The organism is Blautia sp. An249 (genome assembly GCF_002159835.1).
Taxonomy (GTDB): Bacteria; Bacillota; Clostridia; order Lachnospirales; family Lachnospiraceae; genus Blautia_A; species Blautia_A avistercoris.
Genome location: NZ_NFJL01000002.1, coordinates 352,782 through 371,440 on the forward strand (window position 1 = coordinate 352,782; position 18,659 = coordinate 371,440).

General features: G+C 47.6%; 19 protein-coding genes and 2 pseudogenes. 9 read left to right on the plus strand and 12 right to left on the minus strand.

Annotated elements, in window-relative coordinates; all coding sequences use genetic code 11:
* Positions 1–18 precede the first annotated feature (18 nt).
* Positions 19–2,400, minus strand: coding sequence for an endonuclease MutS2 (locus tag B5F53_RS03610; protein WP_087219886.1), 2,382 nt, complete (start codon positions 2,398–2,400; stop codon positions 19–21).
* 146 nt (positions 2,401–2,546) lie between these two features.
* Between B5F53_RS03610 and B5F53_RS20250 the strand changes: the two genes are divergently transcribed.
* The 4 genes from B5F53_RS20250 (at position 2,547) to rlmD (ending at position 7,021) form a co-directional block, all read left to right on the plus strand.
* Positions 2,547–3,164 carry a YARHG domain-containing protein gene (locus B5F53_RS20250; protein WP_242970228.1) on the plus strand — a complete coding sequence of 206 codons (618 nt, stop codon included), beginning with the start codon at positions 2,547–2,549 and terminating at the stop codon, positions 3,162–3,164.
* Between the two features lie 97 nt (positions 3,165–3,261).
* Complete coding sequence (locus B5F53_RS03620; RefSeq protein WP_087219892.1) at positions 3,262–4,560, plus strand: S1C family serine protease; 1,299 nt, start codon at positions 3,262–3,264, stop codon at positions 4,558–4,560.
* Positions 4,561–4,574: 14 nt separating this feature from the next.
* Complete coding sequence (locus B5F53_RS03625) at positions 4,575–5,522, plus strand: 3'-5' exoribonuclease YhaM family protein (RefSeq protein ID WP_087219895.1); 948 nt, start codon at positions 4,575–4,577, stop codon at positions 5,520–5,522.
* 137 nt (positions 5,523–5,659) lie between these two features.
* Positions 5,660–7,021, plus strand: a complete 1,362-nt coding sequence (gene rlmD / locus B5F53_RS03630; RefSeq protein WP_087220076.1) for a 23S rRNA (uracil(1939)-C(5))-methyltransferase RlmD — start codon at positions 5,660–5,662, stop codon at positions 7,019–7,021.
* 133 nt (positions 7,022–7,154) lie between these two features.
* Here the strand turns inward: rlmD and B5F53_RS03635 are convergent, their stop codons facing one another.
* Positions 7,155–8,372 (minus strand): tyrosine-type recombinase/integrase, encoded by a 1,218-nt coding sequence (locus B5F53_RS03635; protein WP_087219898.1) that lies wholly within the window; start codon positions 8,370–8,372, stop codon positions 7,155–7,157.
* Between the two features lie 690 nt (positions 8,373–9,062).
* On the opposite strand from B5F53_RS03635, the gene B5F53_RS03640 reads away from it, so the two are divergent.
* From B5F53_RS03640 to B5F53_RS03660, 5 genes are all read left to right on the plus strand, one after another.
* The gene (locus tag B5F53_RS03640) at positions 9,063–9,248 is read left to right on the plus strand and encodes a hypothetical protein (protein WP_087219901.1); all 186 of its coding nucleotides are present in this window, start codon (positions 9,063–9,065) and stop codon (positions 9,246–9,248) included.
* Positions 9,249–9,279: 31 nt separating this feature from the next.
* Positions 9,280–9,426, plus strand: a complete 147-nt coding sequence (locus B5F53_RS20255; RefSeq protein ID WP_242970229.1) for a hypothetical protein — start codon at positions 9,280–9,282, stop codon at positions 9,424–9,426.
* Between the two features lie 154 nt (positions 9,427–9,580).
* Entirely contained in the window at positions 9,581–9,790 is a 210-nt protein-coding gene (locus tag B5F53_RS19800; protein ID WP_087219904.1) for a hypothetical protein, read from the plus strand.
* A gap of 23 nt (positions 9,791–9,813) precedes the next feature.
* A complete protein-coding gene (locus B5F53_RS03655; RefSeq protein WP_087219907.1) occupies positions 9,814–10,200 on the plus strand; it encodes a P27 family phage terminase small subunit in 387 nt (128 codons plus the stop codon).
* Positions 10,193–11,416, plus strand: coding sequence for a terminase large subunit domain-containing protein (locus B5F53_RS03660; RefSeq protein WP_204246898.1), 1,224 nt, complete (start codon positions 10,193–10,195; stop codon positions 11,414–11,416). Before B5F53_RS03655 ends, B5F53_RS03660 begins: the two co-directional genes overlap by 8 nt.
* Here the strand turns inward: B5F53_RS03660 and B5F53_RS03665 are convergent.
* The 10 genes and pseudogenes from B5F53_RS03665 to B5F53_RS03710 all read right to left on the minus strand — a co-directional run bounded on the left by B5F53_RS03665 (position 11,325) and on the right by B5F53_RS03710 (position 18,538).
* Positions 11,325–11,615, minus strand: a complete 291-nt coding sequence (locus B5F53_RS03665) for an SPOR domain-containing protein (protein ID WP_242970230.1) — start codon at positions 11,613–11,615, stop codon at positions 11,325–11,327. The two genes, B5F53_RS03660 and B5F53_RS03665, sit on opposite strands and share 92 nt — an antisense overlap.
* Positions 11,545–11,718, minus strand: a pseudogene (locus B5F53_RS03670) (phage major capsid protein); the annotation flags it as partial. The pseudogene B5F53_RS03670 and the gene B5F53_RS03665, both read right to left, overlap by 71 nt.
* A gap of 13 nt (positions 11,719–11,731) precedes the next feature.
* Positions 11,732–12,472 carry a head maturation protease, ClpP-related gene (locus tag B5F53_RS03675; RefSeq protein ID WP_140398199.1) on the minus strand — a complete coding sequence of 247 codons (741 nt, stop codon included), beginning with the start codon at positions 12,470–12,472 and terminating at the stop codon, positions 11,732–11,734.
* On the minus strand, positions 12,357–13,715 hold the full coding sequence (locus B5F53_RS03680) for a phage portal protein (RefSeq protein ID WP_442856285.1): 1,359 nt from the start codon (positions 13,713–13,715) through the stop codon (positions 12,357–12,359). Before B5F53_RS03680 ends, B5F53_RS03675 begins: the two co-directional genes overlap by 116 nt.
* A gap of 36 nt (positions 13,716–13,751) precedes the next feature.
* Positions 13,752–15,071: an ATP-binding protein gene (locus tag B5F53_RS03685; RefSeq protein ID WP_087219916.1), complete on the minus strand. Its 1,320-nt coding sequence runs from the start codon at positions 15,069–15,071 to the stop codon at positions 13,752–13,754.
* A 103-nt stretch (positions 15,072–15,174) separates the two neighbouring features.
* Positions 15,175–16,778, minus strand: a pseudogene (locus B5F53_RS03690) (terminase large subunit).
* Between the two features lie 115 nt (positions 16,779–16,893).
* A complete protein-coding gene (locus B5F53_RS03695) occupies positions 16,894–17,142 on the minus strand; it encodes a DUF7678 domain-containing protein (protein WP_087219919.1) in 249 nt (82 codons plus the stop codon).
* Between the two features lie 4 nt (positions 17,143–17,146).
* Positions 17,147–17,512, minus strand: a complete 366-nt coding sequence (locus B5F53_RS03700) for a DUF7698 family protein (protein WP_087219922.1) — start codon at positions 17,510–17,512, stop codon at positions 17,147–17,149.
* Positions 17,513–17,654: 142 nt separating this feature from the next.
* A complete protein-coding gene (locus tag B5F53_RS03705; protein WP_087219925.1) occupies positions 17,655–17,879 on the minus strand; it encodes a DUF4314 domain-containing protein in 225 nt (74 codons plus the stop codon).
* Positions 17,870–18,538: a virulence protein gene (locus B5F53_RS03710; RefSeq protein ID WP_087219928.1), complete on the minus strand. Its 669-nt coding sequence runs from the start codon at positions 18,536–18,538 to the stop codon at positions 17,870–17,872. Before B5F53_RS03710 ends, B5F53_RS03705 begins: the two co-directional genes overlap by 10 nt.
* Positions 18,539–18,659: the final 121 nt, after the last annotated feature.

Here is an 18,659-nt window from a genome sequence, read left to right on the forward strand (position 1 = left end):
CTGCAGTCTCCTTTCCGCTTACTTTTTAAAATTTACAATGGTTACGCCGGCATCGCCTTCCCCGAATTCGCCGAGACGATAAGAATCTACATATTTTAATCTGCGCAGATAGTTATGAACGCCTTTTCGAAGAGCGCCGGTGCCCTTTCCATGAACGATCCGTACACTGGACATATGAGCCAGATACGCGTCGTCCAGATATTTATCCAGCTCAGAAATGGCTTCATCCACTGTTTTTCCCAGGAGATTAATCTCCGTGGAAATGGTGGCGGACTTAGACATCTTAATCTTTCCGGCTCCGGTCCGCTGTAAAGTGGGGCCAGTAATTACCGGTTCATCCAGAAGCTCCAGATCGGTGATGGGCACCTGGGAGCGGAGGATTCCCATCTGGACAAAGACATTGCCTTTGGCATCCGGGCGGGAGCTGACTGTTCCCTTTAAATTCATACTGAGAACCTTCACGGCATCACCGATGGAAAGATCCGAAGCTTTTAACTGCTTTTTCGGTTTGGGAGCCCGGGCTTTCATGGAAAGCTGCTTCTCTGTTTTAGAGAGTTTTTTCCTTAAATTCTGCCGTTCTTTTTCCACTTCACTTAAATTCACATGATCTTTCTGGAACTTATGGAACATTTTCATGGTCTGATCTGCATACTCTTTTGCATCGGCCAGAATGTGAAGGGCTTTTTCGTTTGCCTCGCTGAGGATACGTTCCCGCTGCTGATTCAGTTTCTCCCGGCGCTGGGTCATTTCTTCTTTTAACTGACGGATTTCCTCCTTATAGCGGGCAATCTCCGCCCGTTCGCTTTCAATGGTAATCCGGTTCTGCTCCAGAGTGGCAAGAACATCCTCAAAGGATTCGTCCTCTTTGCTGATCTGTTCCTTAGCCTGATGGATAATGTAATCGGGCAGCCCCAGCTTTGAGGAAATGGCAAAGGCGTTACTCTTGCCCGGAACACCGATTAAAAGCCGGTAAGTGGGGCGCAGAGTCTCCACATCAAATTCGCAGGAAGCATTTTCCACACCTTCGGTGGAAAGGGCATAGACCTTTAATTCACTGTAATGGGTAGTGGCCATGGTTCGGATCCCCTGCCCATGCAGGTGGGAGAGGATGGAAATGGCCAGGGCCGCCCCTTCTGTGGGATCAGTTCCTGCCCCCAGCTCGTCAAAGAGAACCAGGGAATTGGCGTCGGCCTTTTCCAGAAAAGAAACCACGTTGGTCATATGGGAGGAAAAGGTACTTAAAGACTGCTCAATGCTCTGTTCATCTCCAATATCCGCATAAACTTCCTGAAACAGAGAGAGAACGGACCGATCGGCAGCAGGAATATGAAGGCCGGCCTGTCCCATTAAGGTCAGAAGCCCCACGGTTTTCAGAGAGACCGTTTTACCGCCGGTATTGGGACCGGTAACCACCAGGAGATCGAAATCTTCTCCCAGACGAATATCAATGGGAACCACCTGCTTTTTGGAAATCAGGGGATGGCGGGCCTTTCTCAGACGGATGACCCCATTATCCTGAAAAACAGGTTCTGTGGCATTTTGTTCCATGGCCAGAGACGCTCTGGCAAAAATGAAATCCAAATCCACCAGAATCTGCAAATCTGCAGCGATTTCTTCTGTGTGCTCCTGGATTTTCACACTGAGCTCTGCCAGTATTTTCTCAATTTCCTTTTGTTCCTGCAGCTCCAGTTCCCGCATTTCATTGTTTAATTTTACAATACTCATGGGCTCTATAAATAAGGTAGCGCCGGTAGAAGACTGATCGTGGATCATTCCCGGCACCTGGTTCTTATATTCGGCTTTTACCGGAAGACAGTAACGGCCGTTTCTCATGGTAATGACGGAATCCTGCAGATACGTGCGGGCATTGCCGTTTACAAAAGCATTTAACTGGGTATGGATGCGGTCGTTAATTACCTTCATGCTCCGTCGTACATGACGAAGTCCCATACTGGCATCGTCACTGATTTCTTCTTCGGAGAGAATGCAGCGGCGGATTTCCATGGCCAGGGGAGTAAGAGGCTCCAGAGTCTGGAACATGCCGGATAAAGAATCCTGGATTTCCTCCCCTCTTTCGGAGCGTCCGTAGGATTTTACCCGTCCTGCGTTTTCCAGAAGAGAGCACACAGCCAGAATTTCTCCGATTCCAAGGGAGCTTCCGATTTCCAGCCGTTTCAGAGAAGGACGTACGTCTTTGGCATTCCCAAAGGAAATCCGTCCCTTGCGGAATAAATGACTCAGAGAGTCTTTCGTCTGAGTCTGCATATGGCGGATCTCCTCCAGATTATCGGAAGGAAGGAGATTTCGGCATTTCTCTTTTCCCAGGGGGGAAGAAGCATAGTTTGTCAGTTGTTCGATTATTTTATTGTATTCAAGAGCGTTCAGCGCTTTATTATTCATCATAACCTCCATGAAGTCCGTTTATCTAGACACATTTTACCGTATTTGGGAAACAAAAGAAAGATAAAATTCAAAGTCTTCTGGCTTTTCCGGGAAAGTCAAGTTATAATAAAGCAATAACCGTGGTGTACAAGGGAGGAATGCAGATGAAGTACAAAGGCTGGAAAAAAAGAGGAACAGGGATTGTTCTGGGAGTATTCTGTCTGTCTGTTTTTCTGGGCGGATGCAGTCTTCTGGATAAGATTGATGAGAAGGCCAACGAAAAGGTGGATGAATTTTTCTCCAGTGATACGCAGGAACTGGAGGATAAAGACAGCGTCAGGGTGAAACCCCTGCCTACGCCTCTTCCCACCTCCACACCGGTACCGACCTTAAGTCCCAAACCTACGGAAACGCCTGTGCCCACCCCAATCCCGACGGCGACACCGACTCCTGCGCCAAGTCCCAGTGTATTGCCCACCCCTACGCCGGGAATTACAGGAACACCCACACCCACGCCTGCTGCAGCAGGAGGGGACTATATTCTGCCAGAGAGCAGCAGCCGGTATCTGACCCGGGAGGAAGTCAGCGGACTGAACTATGAACAAAAGCAGATGGCAATCAATGAAATCTATGCCCGCCATGGATACCGTTTTACTATGAAAGAGGTACAGGACTATTTCAATCAGAAATCCTGGTATCAGGGAACTGTGGATCCGGCCAATTTCAGCGAGTCCGTCTTTAACCAGTATGAAGCAGCCAATATACAGCTTTTAAACCAGTAAAATCTGATTTTATTCATAAAAAATTCATAAGTATTTGATAGAATAATCGACAGTTGGCAGTCGGGATTTTAATTTTGATGAATGTCAGGAGTCAGTTATGCAGTGGAAAAAGAAAAAAGAGGGAAATGAAAACCCGGAAAACTATTATTTTATCAAAGAAACTATAAAAAAGAACGGGAAGAAGGAACGGATTCTAAAAACCGGGTATCTTCTGGGAGCGGGGATTTTGTTCGGTCTGGCCGCCGCCGCTGCCTTTACTCTGGCTGCGCCGCAGTTTTTGCAGATAAATGAAGAAAATGCAGAAAAGACTCAAAAAGTTCAGATTCCTGTTGATTCTCCACAGGAGCAGGAGGAAACAGAAGAAAATGCCCAGGTGCAGGAACAGGAAAAGCCGGAGGCTGCCTCGTCTGCACAGACAGAGAAAAACGCTCTGGAGCAGTATGAGAGCGCGTATCAGGAGATTCTTACTATTGCAGAAAAGCCTCAGAAAGCTTTGGTAACCGTTTACGGAGAATCCGAAGATGAAAACCTTCTGGATAAAACCAGGCTGACCTATGGTCTGGCCTCCGGAATCATTTATATGGAAAACGAAAACGAATATTATATTCTGACAGAGACAAAGGCCGTAGAGAATGCAGAAACCCTGTGGGTTACTTTTCAGGACGGTAAAACAGTGAAAGGAAACCCAAGAAAAAGCGATCCCCGCACGGGGCTTGCGGTGATGACCGTGGAAAAAGAAAAAATTCCCCAGGATACCAGAGCGGGATTGTATGTGGCATCCCTGGGAAATTCCTATAGTCTCTTTCGGGGGAAAGGCGTGATTGCCCTGGGGAATCCATCCGCCTATTCAGATTTGGTATCTTATGGCGTGATTACCTCTGTGGCCAATGAATACCAGTCCATAGACGCCCGGTATAACCTGCTGATGACAGATATACTGGGAGAGGAACAAAGCAGCGGAGTTCTGCTGAATAACCAGGGGGAAATCATCGGTCTGATTGTACAGCCCCAGGAGGGACAGAACGCTTCCTCCAGTATGGTAAAAGCCCTGGCCGTCTCCCAGTTAAAACCTCTGCTGGAAATCCTTTCCAATGGGGAGACGATTATGTATCTGGGAATCAAAGGGGAGGAAGTGGACGAAAGTTCACAAAGCAGAGGCATTCCTCAGGGAATTTATGTGGATTCGGTGGAAAGGGATTCTCCGGCTATGAAAGCGGGAGTCCAAAGCGGAGACATCATCTGTTCTCTGAACGGAGAACCGGTGGCAACTATGCAGGAATACAGCACCTATCTGCAGAAATGCAAAGAAGGCCAGAAGATAAAAGTGGTTCTGAAGCGGAGAGGAACCGAGAACTACGAGAAAATGGAATATACAATGATAGTAGAAGGAATTTAGAAAGGCAGATTAACATGCGATTTATAAACGAGTTACACGAAGGCGACAGAGTGGGAGCCATTTATTTATGCAAACAGAAACAGGCAGCCGTTACCAAAAACGGAAAGCCCTATGAAAATGTGATACTTCAGGATAAAACCGGAACCATAGACGCCAAAATCTGGGATCCCAATTCCAGCGGAATTGACGATTTCGACGCACTGGACTATGTGGAGGTTGTGGGAGAGGTAAGCAGCTTTGCCGGAGCTTTGCAGGTTACCATCCGAAGGGCCAGAAAAGCAGGAGAGGGCGAATACGATCCCAAAGATTATCTCCCGGTGAGCGAAAACAGCACCGAAGATATGTACGGTCAGCTTGTGACTTATATTAACAGTATAAAAAACCCCTACCTGGTTCAGCTTCTGAACAGACTGTTTGTGGAAGACGCGGAATTTCAGAAGAATTTTACCAGCCATTCCGCAGCCAAAACCGTACATCACGGATTTATCGGAGGGCTGCTGGAACATACCCTGAGTGTGGTAAAACTCTGCGATTATTACTGCACCCGCTACCCGATTTTAAAGAGAGATCTGCTGATCAGCGCCGCTCTTTGTCATGACATCGGAAAAACGAAAGAGCTGTCTGCCTTTCCGTTAAACGACTACACGGATGAAGGGCAGCTTCTGGGACACATTGTGATTGGAACAGAAATGATTCATGACATTATCAGAACCATTCCGGATTTCCCCCGGAAGCTGGAAAACGAACTGAAACACTGTATCATCGCCCATCATGGAGAGCTGGAATACGGTTCCCCCAAGAAACCGGCCCTGGCAGAGGCAGTGGCTTTAAACCTGGCAGATAATACAGACGCCAGAATGGAAACGCTTACAGAAATCTTCTCCAATGCAGGAGCCAAAAAGGAATGGCTGGGATTCAACCGGCTGTTCGAGAGCAACTTACGAAGAACCAGCGAAGTATAAATAAAACAGAATGCAGAAAAGAAAGGACTGCTGCTGTTTTTGCAAAGGCAGAAACAACAGCAGTCTCTTTGGCCTTTACGGGAAAAAAAACAGCCCGCGGATAAAAGAAAGAATAGAAGCAGGAGAACGTTTGAATGATAACATATAAGAAAAACGATGAAGTAACCCTGGTAATTACGGACATGGGAAACGATGGAGAAGGAATAGGAAAAGCCGACGGCTACACGGTATTTGTAAAAGACGCAGTCATCGGCGACCACATCCGGGCCAAAATCATTAAAGCGAAAAAAAGTTACGGATACGGCCGGCTGATGGAAATTCTGGAGCCCTCCCCCTTCCGCCGGGAGACCAAATGTCCCATCGCCCGACAGTGCGGCGGCTGCCAGTTACAGGCATTAACCTACGAAAAACAGCTGGAATTTAAAGAGAAAAAAGTCCGGGATCACCTGGAGCGGATTGGGGGATTTACCCAGATTCCCATGGAGCCGATTATCGGCATGGAAGAGCCTTATTACTACAGAAATAAGGCCCAGTTTCCCGTGGGAAAAAACAAAGAAAAGGAAATCATTACCGGCTTTTACGCCGGCCGCACCCACAGCATCATCAATAACCGGAACTGCTGTCTGGGAGCCAAAGGCAATGAAGAGATTTTAAATCGTGTACTTTCTTATATGAAAGAGTATCGGGTGGAACCCTACGACGAACAGACAGGAAAAGGTCTGGTCCGTCACATCCTGATCCGCTGCGGGTTCACCAGCGGAGAGTGGATGGTCTGTGTGATTGTTAACGGAGAACGTCTGCCCCGGGAAGAAAAGCTGGTGGAAACATTAAAAACCATCCCCAAAATGACAAGCATTACCTTAAACGTCAACAAGAAACGAAACAACGTCATCCTGGGAGAACAGATTCGCCTGCTCTGGGGACAAACGTATATCGAAGACTCCATCGGAGACATCACCTACCGGATTTCGCCTCTTTCCTTCTACCAGGTGAATCCCGTCCAGACCCGGAAATTATATGAAAAAGCCCTGGAATATGCCGGTCTTACCGGTAATGAAACCGTATGGGATCTTTACTGCGGAATCGGCACAATTTCCCTGTTTCTTTCCCAGAAAGCGAAGCAGGTGTACGGCGTGGAAATCGTTCCCCAGGCCATAGAAGACGCCAGGGAAAATGCCCGAAGAAACGGAATTAAGAACGCGGAATTTTTCGTGGGAAAGGCGGAGGAAGTCCTCCCGGAGAAGTACCGCAGGGAGGGGATTTACGCGGATGTGATTGTGGTGGATCCGCCCCGCAAAGGCTGCGACGTACAGCTTCTGGATACCATTGCCGCCATGCAGCCAAAGCGCGTGGTGTATGTAAGCTGCGACAGCGCAACCCTGGCCAGAGATCTGAAATACCTGTGCGAAAGAGGGTACCGGCTGGACAGAATCTGTCCAACAGACATGTTCCCACAAACGGTTCACGTCGAAAGTATCGTGAAATTAGTGCGGAAATAGGCGGTTTTCCGGCGTTTCTTGGGTAAGGTTCAGTGTATTTGCCACCGATTTGCCACCCTAAAAAATAAAATTTAATAAAAATTAAAAATACGGCTGAACACTATGAACAGTGTGTCAGCCATATTTTTTATGCTTACATAGCTTTTTCAAATACGTCAACAGCGGTCTGCTGCATGACTTTGGTATTGAATGTATAGGTTTGCAAGGTGGTTTCGATATTTTTATGCCCTAATCGCTCCATAACTGTTTTAGGGTTTACACCCTTTTCAGCAAGTATTGTTCCGTGAGTGTGTCTGAGGCTATGGGAGTGGAAAAGAACATTTCCCAGTTCATAATGAATAACTCTTGCACAATACTTGAAGGAGTCCGGCGTGACCAATTCCCCGTTTTCTTTTACACATAAGGGCATGATCTCTTTATGTACTACATTCACATCAGCCCGGACTTGGACAATAGACTGATCCGGTAGCAGATAAGTCTTTAAGTAGAATTGACCGTATTTCAAACGATTGATTTTTCTTTGCTTTATGGTGTGCTTCAACGCCTGTTCCAACGTATTACCTATTTTAATTGTCCGGTATGATTCATATTTAGGTGGTTTGATGAACCATGTTTTATCCCTTTTCCGCATCTGTCCATTAATATGTAGTTCATGTTTAGAAAAGTCCACATCTTCATTCAAGTCAATGGCAAACGTTTCCCCTATGCGTGTACCGGAATAATAAGGTAAAAGCAGGGACATATGAAAATAATTGTCTTCCGGGAAACGGGCTAATATTCTTTCAAATTCTTCTTTAGGGCAAACATACTCGATCTTTTCTTTTGCGTTTACGTCAATGGGCATTTTGCCAATTTTTACTGGTATACAGGGGTTCGCTTGAATATATTTTAGTGGCAAGATAGCATAATTCAATGCGCCCTGTAAGCAGGTCAGGGTATTCTTAATCATACTTTTGGAAAATCCCTTTAGTTTCATATTGTTTACCCATTCCTGAACTTTATCAGATGCATACTGAAAACTGCTTAACCGATATATACCAAAAGTGGGTTTTAGGTGAAGCCTAATTTTGGACTCATAGTCTCGCCATGTTTCATAAGAATAGCCGTGGTCAATATTCTTTTTGATTGCGGTTTCTAACCAATAGTCAAGATAATCCGCAACGCTTATATCTTTGGGAGAAAAGGCACGTCCGGTATTGTTGTATTCAGCAATGGCGGCTGCCCTTGCATCCAGTGCTTCCTTTTGTGTACGGAAACCACCTTTTTCAATTTTGTGACGTTCACCATTGATTCTTGCTGTGTCAAAATAATATGACCATGTTTTTCCTCTTTTTCTTACACCTTCTGCCATAAAATCAGTCCTTTCTTTTCTTGTAAATGCAGGACTGAAATGATATAATCAATATGCATAGCTTTTTTTTAGTTTTCACTGATCGTATCATCAGTCCGGCTTAATTAAAGTTACTGAATCCCTGACTGCTGCAACAGTTGGGGATTTTTTTATTAAACTACGGTTCAGTCTACGGTTCAGTCTACGGTTAAAATGGGTGAACCCCCTTGATTTTACTGGCGGTTACGGTTTCTACGGTTACGATTGCATACTATACTACTATATATATTATAAAAATTTATAAAAAACTTTCTGATTATCTATTGACATACGTACACGTATATGATATTATATATACATAAGGAGGTGAGAAACAGATGAGTAAAAAGAAACAAAAGAAAAAGAACCTGATAAAACTTATTATAGAACTGTTAATTGCGCTAGGAACGTTTCTAACAGGACTTGCAAGTTTTATACAGGCTCTCAAGTAAAGGATAGGGGCGAAAGCCCCGATTCCTTAATAAAAGTATAACTCATCTAGAAAAAAATGAAAAGCCTAAAATTCAAAGAAATATTTATCATTGCGGCGTGGATTATTTTTATAGGAAATAAGAGTATGTATTCTGCTATTCTTCTTATGTGTGCAGGGATATACTTATCAGTGGAAACGATACCTGAAATAATAAAAGAAATAAAAAGGTTGGTGTAAGAATGGAAGAAAAAAGAAAAAGGCCACAAGATAAGTGGGATGCAAAAGCAGGGATGATTTCCAAAACCTATAAGGTGAATAAAAAGGTAGCGGAGGAGTTTCAGGAAGCCTGTAAAAAGGCAGGCGTGGCAATGGGGACTCAGCTTACTAAGATGATGAAGGACTTCATAGAACAGAATAAGGAATAGGAAAAGGCGTCTGAGAAATCAGGCGCTTTTTGTGTGGATGATGTTTAATTATTACGGAACCAAATGGAAAAAGAAAAGAGAGAAGATACTACGACTGGATGGGTATAGGTGCCAGATAGCTAAGAGATACGGAAGGGTAGAAGAGGCAGCAGTTGTACATCATATCTATCCGGCGTAAGAGTATCCAGAATATGCCTGGGAAGACTGGAACCAGATAAGTGTAAGCAGAGCAACCCATAACAAATTGGAAGACAGAAAGACAGGAAAACTGACAGAGTTAGGAAAGGACTTACAAAGAAGAACAGAACCAGGAGTGAATTGGAGGCGAGAACGTGGTAAGTACAGAAGTAAAAATGATATGTAAAAGCATCGGCGAATTAACAAAAGAAATAAAAATGCTCCGAAAAACATTAGAAAGGAATGAATGGCTGAAAAATGCAAGTGCTACCTCTGAAAAAGGAGAATATGAAGCCCCCTGCCTGCTCGGGAAGGAATTTAGAAGCATCTACTGGACGGGGGTAGCATCTTCCAACTCTATGTAAAATACAGGAAAGGGGGAAAAAGAATGGAAAGTGCAAAGAATAGAAAGACAAAAATCACACGTTTGTTTAACAAAACAGTAGAAAATATGCGAGTTCTCGGCACATTCCGAAAGAAATTTGAAGCCTCCGTAAGGAGATACGCAGAGCTTGCAATCCAATATGAAATTTTGAGTGATAAGTGGTATGAAGATGGCTGTAAGATAACGGAGAAGTATACAAACAAAAATGGCGCCACCAATTTAAGGAAGACGGCTCTTTACATGGCGATGGAAAACCTGCGGAAAGAGCTCATAGACATGGAAAATACTTTCGGGCTGACTCCGAAGGGGCTTAGGCAAATAAAAGCCAAAGGCCTGGAAGAAAAGAAAACAAGTGCTTTGGATGCGGCACTGGAGCGGATGAGTGAATAAGTATAAAAATTGGGATACTGTTTTTCAGTATGCTGAGGACTGTATATCCGGGAAACGGGTGGCGAACAAATACCGGATAAAGGCATGCCAAAGATTTTTGGAAGATTATGAGAGTGGGAGATACGACTTTGATCCGAAAGATGCGGAATTTGTTATCCGAATCATCGAAAACACCATTTGCCACCAACAGGGAGAAGACAAGGACGGTGTGCCATTGCGCGGAAGACCGTTCCTGTTGATGGATTTCCATAAATTCATTATATATAATATTCTTGGATTTTACATGAAAGACACCAGAATCAAACGATTCCATGAGTGTCTTGTTTTTATACCCAGAAAAAATGTAAAAACTAGTTTTGCCGGTGCACTTGCATACGCCCTAGGGCTTTTGTATCGATTATCAGGGACTAAAATCTATGTTGTGGCAGCGGCGCTGAAGCAGACATTGGAGACGTACAACTTTGTAAAATACAACATAATAAGAATGGGGGAATGGGATGAAGACGGCGGACATTTTCATATTATCGACAACAACAATGAACATTCTTTAAAAGCTGAGATTAGCGGAGGATTGATTGAATTAAATGCCCTGGCGGCAAACCCGGACGCACAGGATTCCTTTAACTGCAATATTGCTATTGCGGATGAGATCCACGCCTTCAAAAAGCCCAAGCAGTACACACTGTTTAAAGAGGCAATGAAGGCCTACCGGAATAAATTGATGATCGGGATTTCAACAGCAGGTGATGATCCAAACAGTTTTTTAGCGCAGCAGGTTGCATATGGGAAGCGTGTCCTTGATAAGCAGGTAGAGAATGAACAGTATTTTTTCTTCATCTGTGAAGCTGACCCAGTAAAAACAGAGGAAGGAAAAGAATATATCGACTTTATGGATCCGAAATCCCAGGAGATGGCAAATCCGGCTTACGGAGAATCCGTTCAGCCGGAAGAGTTGATGGAAGAAGCCAGACAGGCGCGGGACAATCCGCAGCTTCGCAAAGATTACTTTGCGAAATCCCTGAACGTATTTACCAGTGCCATGGACGCCTATTTCGATATGGCGGTCGTGCGGGCTTCGGATGAGAAATACAACTGGACATTGGAGGAACTGGCAAAGCTGCCGATTAACTGGTATGGTGGAGCTGATTTATCAAAGATGTATGACTTAACCGGGACTGCACTTCACGGGAGATATAAAGCGTGTCAATGGACTTAGCATTAGAGGAAGATACAGCTGACCCGGATGCAGTCGTAATGAAAGCGTCAAACCCGGCTGCCTTGACCTTTCTCATCATTGCCTCTGCGTTGGCCTTGACACTGTACGCGCCGACCTGTACCTTGTAGACGCTCCATACGGGAGATTTCCTTCCCAAGGTCGGAGATTTCCTGCTCCATGCGGGAATAGGTGGCGTCATCCTCAGCGGACAGCACACCCTTATCAGTCCTGTGGGAATCCAGGAATGCCTTCGCCGCTTCCCATGCCTTTGCCCTTTTTTCTCTCATTTCTAAAATCGTCATAGCCATGTCCTCCTTAAAATCTTAATAAATCAAGCCGCTCGTAGAGGCTGTCTACGCTGCGGCCTTCCGGTTCGGTTTTCGGTTTCGTTTTGCATTTCGCCGCGATCTTATCCATGAGGGAGTTGACCACGGCGGCTTTAGAATAAAGCATGGTGACCGCTGGCGGCTCCATGTCCTCTGGCAGTTCTGTCCTTCCCAGAATCCCATCGGCAAATCCAAGCTCCACCGCCTTATGGGCATCCATCCAGGTTTCCGCATCCATGAGATGGGAGAGCTTTGCACGAGACAACCCCGTCTTGATCTCATAGGCATTGATGATGGAGTCTTTTACACTGGATAACATCTCAATGGCCTTCTGCATCTCAGCGGAATCTCCCCATGCAACCGTAGCCGGGTTATGCACCATCATCATCCCCACCGGGGAGATCAGCACCTTTGTGCCTGCCATCGCAATGACAGAAGCAGCGCTTGCCGCAATGCCGTCAATCTTGACCGTCACGTCATGGGGATAATCCATCAGCATGTTATAGATCTGGGCTGCCGCCACGCAGTCCCCACCGGGTGAATTGATCCAGACGGTGATATTGCCGGATCCTGCCATCAGTTCCTCTTTAAAAAGAGCCGGCGTGATATCATCATCAAACCAGCTCTCCTCGGCGATTGTGCCGTTTAAGAACAGCGTTCTCCCCACTGTTTTCGTCTGATTCTCCTGGTCCGTCACCGTTCTGTTCTTCCACTTCCAGAACTTCTTCATCGGTTCCTTCCTCCTTTCCAGCCCCGGACGCCGCAAAGATTCCTGCGTCCTTCAGCTTTGTCATATTTCCATTGATCAGGTACAAATCGCCGCCTTCCTCCGCCGGGATGCGGTCCAGGTTTTCCAACTCCCGAATATCGTTGGCGCTCATCCAGCCGTTCTGCCTGCCCACAGCGTAGCCGTTCATGCGGCTTGCATAATCGCCCCGCAGGAGCCCTTCCACGTTGAAGCGGACAAAATACCGCTTTTTCTCATCCGCAGAAAACAGGGTCCTTTGGATGGACTGCTCCCAGCGCACCAGCCAGGGTTCCAGGGTGTATTTCACAAACTCCAGGGACTGCTGCTCAATGTTGGAGAAGCTGGATTTCTCCAGGTCACCGACCATGTGGGGCGGCACCCGGAAGATCCTTGCGATCTCATTGATCTGGAACTTCCTTGTTTCCAGGAACTGCGCCTGCTCCGGCGAGATGGAGATGGGCGTGTATTTCAGCCCCTCCTCAAGCACAGCGATCTTGTTGCTGTTTGCCGAGCCCCCGAACTGACTCATCCAGGAATCCCGCACCCTCTGCGGGTCCTTGATGGTTCCCGGATGCTCCAGCACACCGCTTGGCTGCGCGCCATTTGCAAAAAATTTGGAGCCGTATTCCTCTGTGGCAATGGCAAGGCCGATTGCGTTCTTTGCCATCGCAATGGGGGAGTAGCCCACCAGCCCGTCAAAGCCAAGGCCTGGGATATGTAGCACATCCGAAGGCTTCAGCCGGACAATGCTGCCTTTAGAAATCGGCGCATCGTCTGCACTGGTAGTGTATTCGTAATAAAGCTGCCCCTTATCATCCCTGTCCACCGCCATCCGGTCAGGCATCAGGGGATAGAGCGCCATCACTTCACCGCGTCCGTTCCGGATGATTTGCGCATAGGCATTCCCCCATAGGAGAAGGTGCGTCATGAGCGTCTCCCTAGACACGAAGGAACTCATCTCCGGGTTCGGCTCATCATGGAGCAAAAGATACAGCGGATGGTCAAGGGCTTTCTCCTTGCCGCCGTCCTCCTTATAGCGGTAGAGGTGGAGTGGCAATCCCGCCACAGCCTCCGCCAGAATACGGACGCAGGAATACACCGCCGTCATCTGCATCGCGGAACGTTCATTGACACGCTTGCCCGAAGAGCTTCCTCCAAAGAAAAAGCTGTAGGCACTGCCTGTAGTACGGTTCTGGGGCTTATCCCTGGAACGGAAAAGCCCGATGCTCTTCGAAAATAGAATTGTTGTTTTTTCTGGCGATCAGCCGTCCAGCAGCCAATCCACAAGGTTCAAGGACTTGATACCGTCATAAGAGACGTCTAGCCCCGGCTCAAGGGACAGCACGATCTTTTCGTAATTATCCCGGATCTTTTGCAATGGGGCAAGCTCCCGTTTGCGGACATCCTCGCTCTGCATGGATTCCGTCACCTGAATATAGAGTTTGTCGTCAGCCGTGGTGGCGATGAAATCCACTTCCTGATTGTCGATCTTCCCAATGGCCACATCATAGCCCCGGCGGAGCAGTTCGAAGTAGACCACATTCTCAATGGCGTGTCCGCTGTCCCGGTTGCGGAATCCCAGCAAGAAGTTCCGAAGCCCGATGTCCACGATATAGTACTTGCCCAGGGTGCGCAGGTATTCCTTGCCCTTGATGTCAAACCGCTTGATTTCATAAAAGAAGTAGCTTTCCAACAGTGCGGCGATATAGGCCTGCACCGTGTGGGTGCTGGGGGTTCCTCTGCGTTTACCATCCTCCAGGAGTCCTTCGTTCATCAGCGTGTTGCCAATAGAGGAAACTGAAACGCTGCTGCCAATGTTGTCCGCAAGGAACAGGACGATCTTACGCAGAAGCGCAGAGTCGGTGATCTGTCGCTGGCCGCGTCGTTTTTCCCGCTCCAGGATATCCCGCACCACCACGGTGGAGTAAATGCCTTCCAGAAGGCTCAGGGCTTTTTCCTGATCCAGTCCGATATCCGCGATCCCAGGCATCCCGCCAAAACGCATATAGGCGTCAAATACTTCCCGCAGGTCATAGCGTTCGCCGTTTTTATCAAACACTTGCCGGTGAGTTCCGCCCAAGGCGCTGATGGTTTCCCGAACTTCAAAGTTGTGGAAGTCCAGGAACTCTCGGAAAGAGAGCGGCAACATTTTAATCTCCACGCACCGACCGGAGAGATAGGTGGAATACTCGGAGGACAGCAGGTAGGCGTTGGAGCCGGTAATGTAGATGTCGCAGTCCAGATCCACCCGGAAGGAGTTGACCGCATCTTCCCAGGCATCGATTCGCTGCAGCTCGTCAAAGAAGAGGTACATCCGCTTGCCCGGAACGGCTCGCTCCTTGACATAGTGGTACACCTCATCCGAGGTCATGCTCCGAAAATCGTGGGATTCAAAGTTCATCTCCACGATCTGTTCCTGCCCTATGCCGGTTTCCCGTAAATGCTGAATCATCAGCTTCAGTAGGCTGGATTTGCCGCAGCGGCGGATACCGGTGATGACCTTTACCGGTTCCGTGTCCTGAAAACCGATGAGTTTTTTCAAGTATCGATCCCGGTTCTTGAGTTCATGTGATTCTATCATGGCGCATTCCTCCTGTCGTTCCTATTATAGCACAAATTTTAGAAAAAATCAAATTTGTTCTATTAACAGCATAAACTTTCTGTTTTCGACAAAAAATGCACTGTCAGATAAACAACAGACCACGGCTGTCATAAACCGAAGCGCCTGAATCGTTCCCACAACGAATTGCACGATCAAGCCCCATAATGGTGGCGATTGCTCCATCTATTTTTTCTGTAGATTTTTCCTTGTCCGCTTTGATATTACCCGCCGGATCGGTACGGATGAAGATGTTATCCATCATCCACCGCATCACCGGGTGGCCGCCGTGGGCGATTTTCTGTTCCAGTACCAGCTTCATCAGTTCCTTGGTCGGCGGAGACATATCCTTAAAGCCCTGCCCGAAGGGAACGACTGTGAATCCCATGCCTTCCAGGTTCTGTACCATCTGCACAGCGCCCCAGCGGTCAAAGGCGATCTCCCGAATATTGACCCGCTCGCCCAACTGCTTGATGAATTTCTCAATGTAGCCGTAACTACATTGCCCTCAGTAGTCATCAGCGCACCTTGCCGTTCCCACAGGTCATAGGGAACATGATCTCTGTACACACGCAGGTCAAGTGTATCTTCCGGTATCCAGAAATAAGGCAGGATGTAGTATTTATCCTCCTCATCCAGCGGCGGAAACACCAGCACGAAGGCCGTAATATCCGTGGTAGAAGACAAGTCCAGCCCGCCGTAGCAGATGCGTCCTTCCAGATCGTCTTCGGAGACCGGAAACGCACAGGCGTCCCACTTGTCCATCGGCATCCAGCGGACAGACTGCTTTACCCACTGGTTTAGCCTAAGCTGCCGGAAAGCGTTCTCCTCGCCGGGATTCTGTTTCGCGGATTCACAGGCAGCCTCCACTTTGTCAATGCCGACCGTGATACCGAGAGAAGGATTGGCCTTTTTCCACACCTTCGGATCAGTCCAATCCTCATCAGGTTCCGCACCGTAAATGACCGGATAGAAGGTTGGATCGACCTTCCTGCCGTCGAGTATGTCCTGTGCTTTCTGGTGGACTTCATAACAAATGGTGTTTGTATCATTTCCGGCAGTGGTAATCAGGAAATACAACGGCTGCATTCTGGCATCACCGGAGCCCTTAGTCATTACATCAAAGAGTTTCCGATTCGGCTGTGTGTGCAGCTCATCGAATACCACACCGTGTATATTAAAGCCATGCTTACTGTAGGCTTCAGCTGAGAGCACCTGATAGAAGCTGTTTGTTGGCTCGTAGATAATGCGTTTTTGAGAGGTCAGTATTTTGACGCGTCGATTCAGCGCCGGACACATTTTCACCATATCCGCAGCGACATCAAAAACGATGGTGGCCTGCTGCCTATCAGCAGCGCATCCATAGACCTCGGCGCGTTCCTCACCGTCACCGCAGCAAAGGAGTAGGGCGACAGCAGCGGCCAGCTCTGACTTTCCCATCTTCTTTGGAATTTCGATGTAGGCCGTATTGAACTGCCGGTAACCATTCGGCTTCAGGACACCGAACAGGTCGCGGATGATTCGTTCCTGCCAGTCGATCAGCTCGAAGGGCTTTCCTGCCCATGTTCCCTTGGTGTGGGTAAGCTGCTCGATGAACATCACTGCGAAGTCCGCCATTTTCTTACTGTAATGCGAAGTCTCTGCCATGAAGCGGGTCGGTTTATAGTTTTTCAGTTTTCGCATTGGCATGATGGCGCCTCCTTTCAGAGCAAAATAAAAGATCGCCATAGCGATCCGGTATTGGTACGAGAGAAAGAGCCTCTTGGCTCAGTCTCCCGGAATATTCATATTCAGGGTTTTATGCTTAGTTGTAGTTTTCAAGCAGGATGCAAAGAGCCATCTCTGCTTCGTTGCAGGTGGGATGAATATCCCAGCCTTTGTCGTAGTTACAAACGGTCTCATCGTCAATCTTGATCATGAGCTTGCTGATCCTGCCGCCGTTTATACCGTAGGTCTCGCTCGGCTCATCATGGTGCTTTACCCAGTAGTGACACTTGGTGTATTTTTCCTTGTCCTTGGCCCCCGGGATGCCGATAACTCCTTCGCTCCACATTTTCTTATGCCTCCTTTACCGTCATCTTGAAGGCTGGGATGAGGGCGTGCTCGTCGCTTCCGAAGTGGGTGTAGCGCTCCTTGACCTTTACAATTCCGTCCAGCGTGCAGCCGAGCTCCTCGAATTTAGCAATGGTTTCGATCAAGCTGCTGAAGGTGGAGCTGATGGTGAATTCTTTTATTCCGAGCTTCCGGCAATCTGCAAGGATCGCTTCGATGTCGTAATCCCAGATGACGTCAGCGAAGTTCGGCAGGTCATTTCCAGCTTCCTTGCTGTAAAGGTAGGCCTGTCCCAGTGTCCACTGACATCCGCTCTCTTCCCAGCGCATTCCTGGTTTCGCGTTTTCTATGGCTTCGATTGTGTACTTCATGGTGTTTCCTCCTTGTGGTTGTTTTCCCTTTTGGTATGTACATATATCACTCTAAACGCTTGTAATAGCAAGCTATTTATCGAAATATATGTGACAATTTTGCGTGAAATTCTGAGGCATAAATCGTACCTTTTCATCCATATCAGCTCACTACCTTCCGTATACGATCAATGCCGTAGATGACACTCAGGCCGGAACCGTTGTCCCAATTCACTATGAGACTCCCGGTATCGTCGACTCCTGTGACGGTTCCCTTGGTGCCGATGGGAGGAGCCTGTACATCGTCCATCTGTAGAAGTTCCACACGAGTGCCTGCCGGATATCGAGAGCGGAGCGCTGCAAGCTGCTCTTTCGTGATCATTCGCATGCCGCCACCCCCTTTTTGGGTGCGCCGTTTTTCCAGCTTGAGTTGCCGGAGAGGTTTTTAAGGAGAATCTTGCGCTCTGCCTTATATTCGTTTCCGATGAAACCAAGTCGCAGGAGGAAACAGCGGAATGCGTACTTTTCATTGGCTACTTCCTTTTCATTGGCGCTGATACGTTTCAAATCTCGGCTCATTTTGCCAAGGGCGTTAATGAAGTGAGTGTAGGCTTTGACCGTTTCTGGCTCCGGCATCTCTGTGAACCAAGGGAAGCTGACCGTATCCTCTGACACCTCAATGTCAAGGTCGTCAATGCCGAGTGCCTTCTTGATGAGGTGCTCCTTGGCGGTGAGGAGGTTGGTAAGGTTTCCGACCGCCACCTTGTCGAGTGGGAGGCTGATTGTGAGGCCGATGGCTTTGTCGTCGCTTTCGTCTTCCTCGGTATCCTCCGGTGTGAAGCCGTCCGCGATCAGGTTGTGGATGAGGCGTTCCAACTTGTCTGCGTCATCACAGGTTACACCGCCTTCTTTGTCGACCGTGATGTCGCCAATCTGGTAGGCGCAGGTTGGCATTCGCATGTAGACTGCCTTGTCGCCGGTGAGATTTTCGATGGCTGCAACCAATGCCTTCCTGTCGTTTCCAATTACGTTGTAATTTGCTTTCATGAGTGTGTTCCTCCTTTATGGAATTAACGTTTTAGACTGTGCCTTGCGGCTGTTATATAATCACTCTGAAAGCCTTATTTATCAAGCGATTTCTAGCATTTTCTGAGGTAGAAAATCGCCA

Coding starts and splice junctions, on each gene's coding strand:
- B5F53_RS03610 (WP_087219886.1), bottom strand. CDS start 2,400: ATGAATAATAAAGCGCTGAACGCTCTTGAATACAATAAAATAATCGAA.
- B5F53_RS20250 (WP_242970228.1), top strand. CDS start 2,547: ATGAAGTACAAAGGCTGGAAAAAAAGAGGAACAGGGATTGTTCTGGGA.
- B5F53_RS03620 (WP_087219892.1), top strand. CDS start 3,262: ATGCAGTGGAAAAAGAAAAAAGAGGGAAATGAAAACCCGGAAAACTAT.
- B5F53_RS03625 (WP_087219895.1), top strand. CDS start 4,575: ATGCGATTTATAAACGAGTTACACGAAGGCGACAGAGTGGGAGCCATT.
- B5F53_RS03635 (WP_087219898.1), bottom strand. CDS start 8,372: ATGGCAGAAGGTGTAAGAAAAAGAGGAAAAACATGGTCATATTATTTT.
- B5F53_RS03640 (WP_087219901.1), top strand. CDS start 9,063: ATGGAAGAAAAAAGAAAAAGGCCACAAGATAAGTGGGATGCAAAAGCA.
- B5F53_RS03655 (WP_087219907.1), top strand. CDS start 9,814: ATGGAAAGTGCAAAGAATAGAAAGACAAAAATCACACGTTTGTTTAAC.
- B5F53_RS03665 (WP_242970230.1), bottom strand. CDS start 11,615: ATGACGCCACCTATTCCCGCATGGAGCAGGAAATCTCCGACCTTGGGA.
- B5F53_RS03675 (WP_140398199.1), bottom strand. CDS start 12,472: ATGAAGAAGTTCTGGAAGTGGAAGAACAGAACGGTGACGGACCAGGAG.
- B5F53_RS03685 (WP_087219916.1), bottom strand. CDS start 15,071: ATGATAGAATCACATGAACTCAAGAACCGGGATCGATACTTGAAAAAA.
- B5F53_RS03695 (WP_087219919.1), bottom strand. CDS start 17,142: ATGTGGAGCGAAGGAGTTATCGGCATCCCGGGGGCCAAGGACAAGGAA.
- B5F53_RS03700 (WP_087219922.1), bottom strand. CDS start 17,512: ATGAAGTACACAATCGAAGCCATAGAAAACGCGAAACCAGGAATGCGC.
- B5F53_RS03705 (WP_087219925.1), bottom strand. CDS start 17,879: ATGCGAATGATCACGAAAGAGCAGCTTGCAGCGCTCCGCTCTCGATAT.
- B5F53_RS03710 (WP_087219928.1), bottom strand. CDS start 18,538: ATGAAAGCAAATTACAACGTAATTGGAAACGACAGGAAGGCATTGGTT.